The 13,099-nt window shown below is 54.3% G+C and carries 10 protein-coding genes; 8 read left to right on the top strand and 2 right to left on the bottom strand.

What is annotated here, in order from left to right; translation table 11 throughout:
* The first annotated feature begins 129 nt into the window (after positions 1 to 129).
* Genes AC2FJF_RS21980 through AC2FJF_RS21965 form a run of 4 tightly spaced genes read left to right on the top strand, consistent with a single transcriptional unit; the run spans position 130 to position 3,125 of the window.
* Positions 130 to 1,530 (top strand): arylsulfotransferase family protein, encoded by a 1,401-nt coding sequence (locus tag AC2FJF_RS21980; protein ID WP_496727199.1) that lies wholly within the window; start codon positions 130 to 132, stop codon positions 1,528 to 1,530.
* Positions 1,518 to 1,745 carry a hypothetical protein gene (locus AC2FJF_RS21975; protein ID WP_496727198.1) on the top strand — a complete coding sequence of 76 codons (228 nt, stop codon included), beginning with the start codon at positions 1,518 to 1,520 and terminating at the stop codon, positions 1,743 to 1,745. The genes AC2FJF_RS21980 and AC2FJF_RS21975 overlap by 13 nt, the downstream gene beginning before the upstream one ends.
* Positions 1,745 to 2,116, top strand: coding sequence for a hypothetical protein (locus tag AC2FJF_RS21970; protein WP_496727197.1), 372 nt, complete (start codon positions 1,745 to 1,747; stop codon positions 2,114 to 2,116). Before AC2FJF_RS21975 ends, AC2FJF_RS21970 begins: the two co-directional genes overlap by 1 nt.
* A complete protein-coding gene (locus tag AC2FJF_RS21965; RefSeq protein ID WP_496727196.1) occupies positions 2,109 to 3,125 on the top strand; it encodes a sulfotransferase in 1,017 nt (338 codons plus the stop codon). The genes AC2FJF_RS21970 and AC2FJF_RS21965 overlap by 8 nt, the downstream gene beginning before the upstream one ends.
* A gap of 137 nt (positions 3,126 to 3,262) precedes the next feature.
* Here the strand turns inward: AC2FJF_RS21965 and AC2FJF_RS21960 are convergent, their stop codons facing one another.
* Positions 3,263 to 4,036: a sulfotransferase family 2 domain-containing protein gene (locus AC2FJF_RS21960; protein ID WP_496727195.1), complete on the bottom strand. Its 774-nt coding sequence runs from the start codon at positions 4,034 to 4,036 to the stop codon at positions 3,263 to 3,265.
* Positions 4,037 to 4,510: 474 nt separating this feature from the next.
* Here AC2FJF_RS21960 and AC2FJF_RS21955 point away from each other — a divergent pair, with 474 nt between their 5' ends.
* Positions 4,511 to 5,179, top strand: coding sequence for a class I SAM-dependent methyltransferase (locus AC2FJF_RS21955; protein WP_496727194.1), 669 nt, complete (start codon positions 4,511 to 4,513; stop codon positions 5,177 to 5,179).
* Between the two features lie 59 nt (positions 5,180 to 5,238).
* Here AC2FJF_RS21955 and AC2FJF_RS21950 read toward each other — a convergent pair whose 3' ends face one another.
* Complete coding sequence (locus AC2FJF_RS21950; protein ID WP_496727193.1) at positions 5,239 to 6,834, bottom strand: O-antigen ligase family protein; 1,596 nt, start codon at positions 6,832 to 6,834, stop codon at positions 5,239 to 5,241.
* Between the two features lie 579 nt (positions 6,835 to 7,413).
* Here AC2FJF_RS21950 and AC2FJF_RS21945 point away from each other — a divergent pair.
* The 3 genes from AC2FJF_RS21945 to AC2FJF_RS21935 form a co-directional block, all read left to right on the top strand.
* Complete coding sequence (locus AC2FJF_RS21945; RefSeq protein ID WP_496727192.1) at positions 7,414 to 8,478, top strand: acyltransferase family protein; 1,065 nt, start codon at positions 7,414 to 7,416, stop codon at positions 8,476 to 8,478.
* A gap of 15 nt (positions 8,479 to 8,493) precedes the next feature.
* Entirely contained in the window at positions 8,494 to 9,636 is a 1,143-nt protein-coding gene (locus AC2FJF_RS21940; protein WP_496727191.1) for a right-handed parallel beta-helix repeat-containing protein, read from the top strand.
* A gap of 286 nt (positions 9,637 to 9,922) precedes the next feature.
* On the top strand, positions 9,923 to 13,099 hold a 3,177-nt coding region (locus AC2FJF_RS21935; protein WP_496727190.1), incomplete at its 3' end, for a PQQ-dependent sugar dehydrogenase.

Here is a 13,099-nt window from a genome sequence, read left to right as displayed (position 1 = left end):
CACTGGCCACCGTGGCGACCGGCATCCTTCAGTTGACAACATGTGCAGCCGCCCTATCCTGACGTCACGTCTACATTTTCAGTGGCCCGTTCCAGTCTTAAGCGCCACAGTTCCGAGTCGCGGTTAGGTATGGAAAGATTTCTTTTTTCTAAGATTGAAGTGTGGGTCGTGCTATTGCTGGCCGTGTTTGGATTAATAGGTATGCTTCTGTTTGGTGGCATAGTTAGACACGTCGCGGATGGTCAAAACAAATTGGGGCCGATGGGCGAGGCGGTTTACGGGATTGCGGGGATGCCTGAGGCGATGGCGGACGTACTGCGCGGCAAGGCTACGCAGAAAGATTTTTCGTCCGATTTCGACGTCCGCGCGTTCCCGGACGCCGAATACGAGGAACTTGCAGGTTTCGACAATCCCGCCTACGAGCACCGCCCAGTTGTTTGGCGCGCCGAAGGTCTGCAATCGGACCCGCTGGCCGTTATGGTACGGATGAACAAGGCGCAACGCGACGAAATTCTGGTGATCCTTGATTCTACGCGCGAGATGGTCGCGCATTTTCCGCTGACCGCACCCAGCCTGTCGGGCCAGTTCGTCAGTCGTACTGGCAACGCTGCGCCGCTGATGCTGGATGACGGCAGCGTGATTCTATTTTCTGGGGGCTCCGATGGGCTTTACCGCAAGTCGCTGTGCAATGAGACAATCTGGGAACTTCCGGGGCTATACCATCACTCGATCTCAGTCGCCGACGGCACGCTCGGTATCCTGGGTCTGCCCAAAACGGAACTGACCGCCGAGGATCAGGGTGACCGGCGCTGGAATCATTCCGAAATCATCAACCTGATCGACGTGGAGGACGGCACGATCATCCGATCGATCACGCTGAATCAGATCGTGCGCGCCAATATCGGCGTGTTTGACCCCTTTCTAAGTAATCACTGGATAGCGGGGATGACCGAGGATGAAGTGCTGCTGGAGGATTACGTGCATCTTAACAAAGTCGAGATTCTACCTGAGGCGCTGGCCGACGACTATCCCGACTTTCCTGCCGGCGCGATCATGTTGTCGTCGCGGGCGATCAACATGATCGCGATCATCGACCCCGAGACGTTGCAGATTCTGTGGTATTCGCATGGTAATACTCAAGGGCAGCATGATCCGGAATTCATTGGCGACAACAAGATTCTTGTCTTTGACAATCGACGCGACACAAACTTGGACGATCCGGCGAACCCGGCGAACTTTTCCGAGATTCGGCAGTACGATTTCTCGACCGATACGTGGAGTGTGATCTGGAACGGGGCCGATGTGTCGGGTTATACTAAACATAGCGGCGAACTTGATTTCCGCGACGACGGCACGCTGCTGGTCGATCTGACGGTACAAGGCCGCTATCTGGAGGTAGCGCCGGACGGCCGGGTGCTGATGGATTTGGTGAATGTGGGTGATGAGGGCTCTGTCTACTGGGCAAAGCACGCACAATACCTCACCCCGGAACAGTACGAGATTGCAAGGAGTACCTCATGCGACAGCTGAAACTTTTCCTGACCGCGCTCGTCGGCGCCGTGTTCTTTGCCGGTGCGGCGCATGCCTATATCGGGCCCGGCTTGGGCGCCGGCGTGATCGGCACCATCCTTGCTGTGATCGGGGCGGTTTTTCTGGCGCTGTTCGCGATCATGTTCTACCCGATTAAGCGCATGCTGAAACGGCGCAAAGCCGCCGCCGAAGCAGATATGCAGAACGACCAATAGTGGACTGGCTTCTGGTGATCGTCGCGACGGTCGCCGCCGTCGAATTTTTTTGCCGGCTACCGTTTCTGGAGCGTGTAAAGGACCTATCTGGCCTTGTCGCTAAAACAGTGCATACGGTGCGCTCGCCCAGAATTTCCGACCATTGGAAAGAAAGGGTGCTGCTTGCTTACTCCGGAAAGCTGATGGCGACATCGGTGCTTCTTTTTCTGATGATTTTGGTGATCATGATCCCAGTGGTGATTGCTGGTGGAATCGGCGTGCTGACGTCCTGGCCAGTGGCCGAGCGGTTCGCTAGCTTGGCTGGTGCCAGCCTGTCTATTCTGGTCGCATTTGGTTATCTGTTTGTCAGAAGGCGGTTGATCGGTGAGTGATTACGGTTTCGGCGCAAGGGTCCTGCACCGGCTTGCGCTCGGCAGCGGCGCAGCCGGACAGGCGGCATTCGATCTTGAGCGGTCAATCACTGGACGCGGTCTGAACCCGGATTCGCAGGCAGCACATGTCTTTGTATCGGGGCTGGCGCGGTCGGGCACCACAATCCTGATGCGCGCGCTGTTCGAAAGCGGTTCCTTCGCCTCACTGACCTATCGCGACATGCCGTTCGTGCTGGCACCCAATATTTGGGCACGGCTGTCGGGCCGGTTTCGAAGCGACCGCGCGGCGTCGGTGCGGGCCCACGGTGATGGGATTATGGTCGATTTCGACAGTCCCGAGGCGCTGGATGAGGTGTTCTGGCGCGTGTTCGAGGGTGAACGCTATATCCGCACTGACCGACTGGAGCCGATGGAGGCGGATAGCGAGACGATCGAGCTTTTCCGCACCTATGTCGCGCTGATCCTGCAGTGCCACGGCGGTACTCGCTACTTGTCGAAGAACAACAATAATATCCTGCGTATCGGCGCGCTAGTACGTGCGTTTCCGAACGCGGCAATCCTGATCCCATATCGGCGGCCCGAGCAACAAGCGCTGTCACTGTTGAAACAGCACGAACGGTTCTGTGCCCAGCACGCGGACGACCCGTTTACAAAAAGCTACATGGGTTGGCTTGTGCACCATGAATTCGGTGCGGATCACCGCCCGTTTGCTTGGGCGGCGGATATTGATCTGGACCCGAGAACGCTGGATTATTGGGTCGAGCAATGGATTGGTGCCTACAGCCGCATCCTAATCGAGGCGAAACGTTTCGAAAGAAATATTGTCGCGGTTAGCTACGAACGGTTGTGCGATCCCAGTGCCGGTGAGTTTGCCCGGATTGCGGCCCGGCTGGGACTGGAGATCAGCAAAGTGCCGGATTTCCGGTTGAGCATGTCGCAGATCGACAGGCCGATCGCCCCCGAACGACAGGCTCGGGCCGAAGAGATATATGCTGCACTTTGCAGTTAAACCGGGCGCTGCCAGATCAACCTGTAACAGTCTGACCAGACGAGGAAATTAGGCCAAATCTTTCGGCGACGGAGCTTCACAAAATTGATTGAGGTCGGAATTCTGAAACCTGTTAACCTGTGTTTGCGGGATCAGCTTTACCACTTTCGGATGCGACGGCGCACTCGATCAGCAAGCCTATTTAGAGTTTGATTGGCCCTTGCATGCGCCGCTGCGTTTTCAGCAAGAAAATCAGCGGATAGCTCTGGTGGGGGGGGCAGAGGTGTCGGATTGCCCGGCTCGTACCCAAATCGTTCGAAATCAGCGGCGTAAATTTCGGCAACAAGCGCGCGTTCGGCTTCGGTCGGGGTAAACGCCCCGTTTTTTGGCGTACCGGAGCGCAGGGCGTGCCCCATAGCGCGCGGCTTGGCTTGAGTCCCGGACAATCTGTCAAAATAGGGGATAAGCGCATCAAGTCCGTGCTCAAGATGAAAGACAGTGCAGTCCGGTCCGCCCTCCGGCGGAAGGAAATCGACTTGCGGTCGACTGTGATTGTCGTGTCTGTGCGGATCCGACGACCAGAGACCGGCTTCCGTCTGCAGCCATTCCGTGAAACTGGTGCTGCGGGCAATCGTTCCCTCGACTTCGGATTGAAACCGGTAGGCGCTGACAGCCCGATCCATCGGGTGGCGCACGACAGTAAAAATGTCACTGAAAAAACCTTTGGGGAAAAGGCGCATCAATGCGGCCCAGTCCAGATGCTGCGGTGACGTGTTGGACCAGCGTAGATCAGCATCCACAGACAAGTATCTCCGGTCCAGCAGGGCCAGCGGACCAAAGCGGTTCTGCAGGTAGTCTTCGACCGAACTGCCCGCACATTTGGGGATATGGGCAAAATAGACCAGCTTCGCTTCAATTCGGACAATAGGCATAAAAATCTCCGCTCAACACAGGTCGAAAAACCCACAGATAAAATCCGGCGTTGCGTAGCCAGCGATGCTAGACAGAGAGCCGGGTGAGCTCAAGCGGCTTCCTGGAAGACTACAGGAACCGGACGTTCCACAGGATGCGCGCGGAATGCCACGCCCGCTGTAAATCCATATTCAGGAAACACTTCTTTAAATATCCAAAAACCGTTTGAATTCAGGAAACAACTGGCTGCCTACAATTAGTGCATTGCCCTGCGGGGTGTGTTGCCCCATTTTGTGTCGCGGTAGATAGTGATACCAGAGTAAGGAGTATCTGTTAAGGTAACACTGTTCTATTTTTTCGTTTTGGCTGGCGGCAATTCTTTTTTGGGACGCTTTTTTCGGGAATGGAGAACCACCCTGGATTCAGGCTTGTTTTACGGTTGTGGTTGCAGGCAGTTTCTTCCGGCCGGAACTTTAGCGATTTTGGAGAGTTAGGTGCAAAAAAGCCGAGTATTTCTTGCCGCGCAAAGGCGTTTTCGTGGTAAGCGCTTTGCGCATATTGAGCGTCTGGTACGCGAACTTCTTGAGAGCAATGACAGCATAAAGATTCTGGATGCGGGCGGTCGCGCGCGCTACTGGAAACTGCTTCCGATGGATTTACGCAGCAGAGTGTCTGTCACTGTGCTGAATTTCGAGAAGGATCTGGCGCAGTTTGACAACTCGGTCGAGGGGTTGGTGGTTGAGTGCGCGACCGGAAACGCATGTGATATGCCAGAGTTTGAAGACGGATCATTTGACCTGGTTCATTCGAATTCGGTCGTGGAGCATGTCGGCTCATATGCCAACATGCTTTCATTTGCTAGTGAAGTCCGGCGTGTTGGTCGGGCATATTTTGTGCAGACGCCCAATTTCTGGTTTCCCATTGATCCCCATTATGGACGGCCATTCATTCATTGGCTCCCCGGCCCCCTGCGGATCGGACTGTTCCAGCTAACGTCTCTTGGATACATGCCAAAGGTCAGCTTTGAGCGCGCAATGGTGCGCGGCGACTATATCAGAATTATTTCCAAGGGTATCATGGTTAAGCTTTTCCCCGATGCAGACATCGAAAAAGAGCGATTTGCGTTGATGACCAAGTCAGTCATGGCAGTCCGCAGGGCGTAAAACCCGCCGCGTTTGGTGGCTGTCTTTATTTTTTTAAGATAATGTTTTAAAAGAAATTTTTAGGTATTTCGGCGATAGATAGCTTCTTTGTTTGGCTGCCGCTTCTCTCTGGCAAAACGTGTGTAAGGCAATGTGCTTTCCGGCTTGGTGTTGCTCGTGACTGGACGGTTCGCCTGTTGCCGCGGGTCCACTGTAAGAAGCCACATGCCACTTCCCAGTGTGAACAGTATCAGCGAATACAGTTCCCCCCAAATTGCCACTGTAGCGAGTACCAAAACCAAACTGACCAGAGTAAAAATCCAGGCTCGGCGCAATGGATAGAGTGTGGGGTCCTCACTAAAATCCCGTCGGCCGGCGACGATCATGGCAATCAGAAATGCACCTGCCAGCATAATGAGTGCCGGCACACCGAACCGCACGGCGACAAACAGCCAGAAGTTATCTACGCTTCCGGTCATCCAGCGTGGCAACGGCCAAGGATTATAACCTACTCCAAACAGTGGTTTGCGTTCAATTTGACGGACGCCAAATTCAAAAAGAACTCGGCGTGCAAATGCCGTCGAACTGGAGAACGATATTCGCGAAACGATAGCGTAAATGGCGGCACGCCCTGAGGCGAGTTCTGCGATGACATAAAAGAAAAGCCCGGAACCCCACAGGATTGCCCAGCAATACTTTGAGCGCCGGAAAATGGCTCCCCATCCGATCAAACCGATCTGCACAGCCACCGCCAGCACCGGTCCACTTGACACTGAAAAAAAACAACTCAAGCCGATAAGGCTTGAAATGATGGCACGACGGAACCACTGCATGCGGTCGGCCAACCCCACATAGACCAGCGAAAATCCCAGGGAACAGAATATGCCGTAATGAATTGGATGCGAAAATACGACTTGCGCGCGATGGAGACCTAAGCGCTGATCAGGATTGACATTGACCACTGAAGCGATCCCAGGCAGCTTGCTGATCAACTGCGGAATCAAAGGTTTACTCGTGATTACTTCGTATAGTGCAAACGGCAGAGTAAACAGAACGGCGAACGCTATAAAACGAATCATTGCCACAAATGTGGCCTTTGTTCTGATAGTCGCGCGGGCTGTGAGATACCCCCCTAAAAGAACGATGGTTCGGGATCCTGTGTATTCGATCGCCACACGCGGTGAGTGATTTATGAGCATGGCTAGGGTCATCCATGCCGCAAAACCAAACAACAGGTAGTCGGTCGCCAGCAGGCGTCCGTAGGAACCACGAAGCAGGTTGATTGTCAGGATCGGCACAACGACCAGAAACACGACCCGGGATGGAGAGAGCAGCAGCGTTCCGACCGAAAAGAAGGCCGGAAACAACAGTGAAATCAGTACCAGCTTGGCCAGAAATGGTAGCTTTTCCCGCTGTTCGGAGGACGGCGTGGTATCATCCGCCGCTGAAAAGTCCTTCCGGCTTGCCGCGCTATACATGCTGGTGCAACTCGCGGTTAAAGGATGGGGGGGGTAGCGGACTTTCGTCTGGATATAGACCGTTTTCAGGTGAGTGCGATTTGCGAATCCGAGGTGCCGAGAAGGTTGCTGAGCAAGATAGAAATAGCAGACCGTACCGAACGTCCGCAGACAGTTCAGGCCGATCCTTGTCGCCCATTCGGAAAAACGCCCGGGCATACTCAGAAAAACTACGCTTCACTTTCTTTCCAGCTCAAATCCCGCGGAACGACCGAGAAAGCAACGGATACATCAGCTTCCATTAGGCTCTCCAGCACAACATCTCTATCTCCTCACGCATAACAATTGACGTCCAGTCCTGTCACGGGAAACCATCTCTGAAATCAGGAACAGGTACCAGCTTGGTCGTCGTGTTGCCAAATGCTCCCAGGTTCGGAATACAGGTGCTTACGTTGTTGTTGCAGGTAACTATGGTGTCAGAACTCGCGTTAGCCGGGGCAATTTAGAACTGAGGACACCGCAAGAGCATGGATATTCCCGCCGGGCGATGTCATGCTGGTGTTCGGTCCAATGGTATTCTGAACTAAAGGACCTGGTGTTTTTTGGTTTGGTAGAGGTATGTGGTATTTAAAGGTAAACCTCGCGCGGGACGGTCTTTGGAAGACGCCCCATTTGACGAAACGACCTCCATGTTTTTCGCGCTTACCGGCTCGGGCAGGGCGGCAGTGAAGCGGCGGCTTTATGGTGGTTAAACTTTCCTCTTCTGATCCCAGCGTGGGTTTCAAGAAAAACCGTTCCATGGCGCTGGACAGCATCCGGACTGTCGCGATCTTGGCCGTTCTTGTTTACCATGTCGCCTCGCGCTATGACGTCAGCAGCCTTGACCCGCTGGCGCAATTTTTTCGGCGCTACGGCCTTTTAGGGGTCGATATCTTTTTCCCCCTAAGTGGTTATCTGATCACCGGATTCCTGCTGCGCAGGTCTGACACGGAAAGCATCAAGGTCTTTTTCCTGCGGCGCGTGTTCCGGATCATACCGCTGTATATGGTTGCGGTAACGTTATTCCTGTGTGCCAGTCTGAGTTTGGGATACGATCAGGACACTGTGGGCCGGATTTGGATCAACTACCTGTTCCTGACGGGATGGATGATCTTCTTCGATGGTCCCGAGACAATTCCCTATACGATCACCTGGTCCCTATCCGTCGAGGAATTCGCCTATATCCTCTTCGGGCTGGCGGCGTGGATCCTTCGCCGGAATTTCCTGGCTTTTCTGGTCCTGATCAGCATCGCCTCAATGGCGCTGCGGCTGCATTTGAATCTTTCCGGATTTGAGGCCGTTTACAACTTCCCACCCGCGCGGATCGATTCCATTGGCATCGGAGGAATCGTTGCCGTCTGCATGCAGCGGCAAGTCGCCAGGCCACAGCTGATGGCAACGCTGCTGCTGCTGGCGATCTTGTCTTATATGTTCGTGTTTTGGGACCCCGTACTCTGGAGTTCTCTGAAATACACATTCATTGCACTTGTTACCTGCCTGCTGATTGTCTTGTTCGAAACGCGCTACAAAAGTGCCCAAAGCAAAGTATTGTCCTGGTTTTCGGCAATCGGGTTTTATTCTTATTTCACTTACCTGTTTCACATGTTCAACATTGAGTTGATCCTGAAACTCCCGGGCGTTTTCCACCCCAAATCGGAGCTCTCGTTTTGGGGGGTCGTGATCGCTGCACTGATCGTGACTCAAGTGCAAGCGATCTTGTCGTTCCGCTTTTTCGAGGGACCATTGATGCGCTACGGACGGGGTCTGGAGCAGCAAAGCCAAAGCCAACCTGTCACGGTAAATGCGGGCAAGGACGTCACTTAAAAACAGGAGGGTGCCTTGAAGGGAAAACGTGTTCTGGTCGCATTCACTACGGTGTGCTCCACCGTCATGATGACTCTGCCGACGCAGGCCGCAGATCTTGGGGCCACCTTAAAAAGAACTCTGTCCAAGGCGTCAGGCGGTGAAACGATCCTGCTGAAACACGGCGACTACGGGTCGGTAAAGCTGAAAGGTCTGAACTTCAGTGACTATGTCACCATTGCGTCCGAGGACGGAGCCGGGCGCGCGACCTTTTCCGGGGTCGAGATCAGGAACTCCAGCTATCTGCGCTTTGACGGTGTTCATGTTGCCACAGACGCTGGCCGAAATGCGATTGCCGTCAATGAAAGCCATCATATCGAAGTCCTCAACTCCGAGATCAACGGACCGATCACATCGCCCGGCACTCCGATCTTTGATGTCAAATTCGGTATCGAGCTTCGGAATGGAAATCATAACATCCGCCTTGAAAACAACGACATCCACCATGTAGCAGTTGGTATTGGCAACTACGGCACCAAAGATTTCGAGCTTGTTGAAAACACGCTCAACTATCTCGGCTCTGACGCGTTCAAATTCTCCAGCGTTGATGGCGGCCTGATCAAAAACAATACTGGTCCAACCCATTTCTACCCAGAAGATGATACGCATGCGGACTTCATGCAGTTCCAGGGCGGGGCTTCAAGCAATCTGGAAATCACCGGCAACGTGATGCTGCTGCAGAACCGCTTTGACATGCAGGGTATCTTCTTCGGCGGCAAGGGCGGGCACAACAACCTGCTGATCGAGGACAACATCATCTACACCGCAATGGCCAACGGGATTTCCATCCACGAAGGTGGTGAAAATATTGTCATCCGTTACAACACGCTGATCAATGCGCTGAGCGACAATCGTCCGGTGACCTCGATCAAAGCCTCGGGCAGCGGCGCGATCAAAGAGTACAACATCTACTCTGCTAAGAAAGGCAAATTGGCAGGCACCAATGTCGTGACGCAGCACAAGGATGCCAAAGGCGACTTCCACTATTCCGGTCTGTTCGTGAATGCGCATACCTCCAAAGGTATCACGCTTGAAGACCTGCGCCCGGTCGAAGGCAGCCTTGCTGAAACCCACGGCGCTATCAACCGGCTGAACGAAGGGCTCGGCCATTTGCGTTAGATCCTGGAAAATCAGAGTTGCGCTGGTGCAAGAAAGTACAGGTGATAATATAATCGTGACAGTATGCCGGGGCTCCAAACAGGGTTCGTTGCGTTGAGTCCGATACAAATTCGTGATAAATTATTTTAGTGTTTTTCGCATGAAGCCTGCCTCTGCCATGCGGGTGTTAATGTAGGTTTTTGAGGGTATTTTTATGGTTCTGCCAGTTACGAGTGGGCTAGTACTTCACCTAGAAGGAAAATCGGGGGTTACGACAGAAGGCGCCGCCGTAACGTCCTGGAGGGATGTGTCTTCGTCAGGAATCGATCTGACATCAAACGGGGACCCAACATTTGGTGTTGCCACCACACCGTCGGGGGCCCCGGCGATCTCGTTTGATGGCGACGAGGATAACCTTCAGACCGTGCTTGGTTCCGGTTTGCTGCCAGATGGCAATGAAGATCGGACCATATTCTTTGTGGTCAACTATGTGGACAATCAGGGCGTTTCGGCAGGTCTGTCCTATGGTGACAATACTGCGAATGAAGCTTTTGGTTTAGTGTCGGGCTGGAACAACGGTGAGCTTGGCATTCAGGGCTATGGCGGCCCCAACGATTTCAGTTCGGGTGTAAATGCAGAAACCCAGGGCTGGATTGTGCAGTCCGTGGTTCTGTCTGCAGGTCAATACGAGCATTTTCTGAACGGTGGGCTGATTGACGGTGGTTCTCACACGTTCAACACCGATCTGGCCCGGCTGGTCATAGGCTCGGAACTGGGTAATCTGGGCGAGGCGCAATTGGATGTGGCTGCAGTTCTCGTCTATGATCGTGCGCTTGGTACGGCGGACCGAACATCCGTAGAAAGTTATCTGCAGTCGGAATACCTGACCGATGACGGGCTGAACAACGCACCTATAGCTGTCGGGGACAACCAAGGCATAGAATTGGGTCAGACCGTCGTAATTGACGTCCTGCAAAATGATATCGATGATGGGGTGCTGGATGGTACCAGCATCAATATTCTTAGCGGCCCAAGCAACGGTACGATCACTGATATCGACCCGGTTACCGGTGCCGTAACATATACCCACAATGGTGGTTCGGGGGCTGACGACAGCTTTACTTACGAACTTGTCGATGCGCAGGGCGAAACATCTGCTCCAGCGACTGTAACAATTGATGTTGGTGCGCAGCCTTTGTCGCTTGACGGATTCACCAGTGAATTGGTGGTCTCTCGCGAAGACATGGATGGCGGCAGCCCGTTTTTCCTCCCGATCTCGATGACATTCCTGCCGGACAACCGGATGCTGCTGTTATCCAAGGATGGCGAAATCCGTATCGTCGACCCGGAAACCGGGTCGAATGAAGTCTACATGACCCTGAACAATATCGATGCAGGGCAGGAACGCGGCCTTTTGGACATCACGCTGGATCCTAATTTTGCAAATAACGGCTATTTTTATCTGTATTACACACCGAATAATCCAGAGAACGCTCGTATTGCCCGTTTCCAGCACGAAGAGAACGCCGGCGGTTTGACCTCGGCCGGTGACCTGTCCAGTGAGTTCGTGGTCTGGGAGGATACCGATGGCTATCTCGCCTGCTGTCACTATGGCGGTGGTCTGGATTTTGGTCCGGACGACAAACTCTGGCTGACGACATCGGACAAATTTCAGGCAACCACTCCGGGCGAAGGCCCCAGCGGCGGCGACGATATCATGCTGGATCCGGAATCGTCCTCAGGCAAGATCATCCGGGTCAATCCCGACGGTACCGTGCCGGACGGCACGGACGGGCAGCTTGCGAATCCCTGGGCCGACCCCAATGACGGGTATAACGATTATGTCTGGGCCTATGGTCTGCGCAACCCGTTCCGCGCCCGCTGGGACGAGGAATATGGTCAGCTGTATATTGGTGAGGTCGGTGGCAACCAGCAGAACATCGCCCATGACGATATCCACACCTCCTCTCTAGAGCAGGCTGGCGCTTTCTACGGATGGCCGTTCTACGAAGGTACACCCAATGTTTACGTCAATGCCGGGCTGAGCCCCGAAGACCCCAATGACCATCCGCTGCCCGACGGGGATATTGCCGATGCGGCCAGTGGGGACTTTTATTCATCTCCGATCTTCTCGATCGACCATCAGGGCCAAAGCACCTCAATCACCGGCGGTGAAGTCTATCGCGGTGATCTGTTCCCAGAGGAGTGGGACGGGGTCTATTTTTACGGCGATTATACCAATGATTTCATCCGCTACCTACGGCTGGATAGCACCGGCACTCAGGTATTGGGCGATTATGCCTTTAAGCCGTCGACCCAATTGCCCGGCACAACCAACGAAATCGTATCTATCAACGTTGGTGAAGATGGGGCATTGTATTACGCGCTGATCGCTTCAGGCGAAGTCCATCGCATCACCTTTGACGGCAATGCCGCGCCGTCCATCGATACAACGTCGTTGAGCCCTCTGGAAGGGGATCTGCCGTTGAGCGTTACTTTTGAAGCAACGGTCAGCGATCCTGAAGGCGATGCGCTGACTTACACGCTGAATTTCGGCGACGGCACCGTGATCAACGATATTGTGGGGCCCAGTGGCATCATCTCGGTCAGTCATCAATACACAGTGGACGGGCGCTATGACGTATCTTTGTCCCTGTCCGATCCGACTCATACGGTTCTGTCCAACGCGTTCCAGGTCGAAGCGGGAGATGTGAATTTCGCACCTGAGATCGCCGATGCGCAGTCTGATATTGCAGTCGGCGGCGTTGGCACAACTGAGATTACCTTTTCAGCCGATGCCTCGGACGCCGATGGTGACACGATGACCTATACGTGGCACTTCGGCGATGGAAACAGCGCCACTGGCCAGGTCGATCCATCGGGTCAGGTCGTTGCCAGCCATATCTATGCCACCGAAGGCAGCTACGACGCCTATCTGGAAGTCACGGATGGGACTGAAACCACTTTCTCACCCAACTTGCCAATTCAGATTGGCACGGCCACCCAGGTGCCCGTAACCTCAGGGCTGGTCTTGCTGCTGCAGTCGGATATTAAAATCGGACTGGGCAACGGCAATACCGTGACAGCCTGGCTGGATGGGTCCGGAAACGGAAACAACCTGTTCGCGCAGGGTGATCCGCGGCTTGTCGACAACGTAACCCCCACAGGGCTACCTGCGATCGCGTTTGACGGCGCGGGCGACCTGCTGGAGCGGGTCGATGCCGACGACACGATTTTCAACCTTCCCACGGGCGATGCGGACCGGACGATCTTCTTTGTGGTTGATTATGTGGAGCCGAACGGACGGTCTTCCGGGGTGGTCTATGGTTCCAGCGCGAGCAACCAGACTTTCGGAGTTGTGGCCGACGGCTCGACGGGCAATTACGCGGTCCAGGGCTGGGGCGGCACCAACGATTATGACAGCGGCACCGAGGGCCTGTCGCCGAGTTGGGCGGTGCAGTCGGTTGTTTTGAGCGACGATGTC

The organism is Ruegeria sp. CDSB013 (assembly GCF_059611165.1).
The sequence above is the reverse complement of the archived record's forward strand: the minus strand, read 5'-3'. Positions and strand labels throughout refer to the sequence as shown.

Coding starts and splice junctions, on each gene's coding strand:
- AC2FJF_RS21980 (WP_496727199.1), top strand. CDS start 130: ATGGAAAGATTTCTTTTTTCTAAGATTGAAGTGTGGGTCGTGCTATTG.
- AC2FJF_RS21975 (WP_496727198.1), top strand. CDS start 1,518: ATGCGACAGCTGAAACTTTTCCTGACCGCGCTCGTCGGCGCCGTGTTC.
- AC2FJF_RS21960 (WP_496727195.1), bottom strand. CDS start 4,036: ATGCCTATTGTCCGAATTGAAGCGAAGCTGGTCTATTTTGCCCATATC.
- AC2FJF_RS21950 (WP_496727193.1), bottom strand. CDS start 6,834: ATGCCCGGGCGTTTTTCCGAATGGGCGACAAGGATCGGCCTGAACTGT.
- AC2FJF_RS21945 (WP_496727192.1), top strand. CDS start 7,414: ATGGCGCTGGACAGCATCCGGACTGTCGCGATCTTGGCCGTTCTTGTT.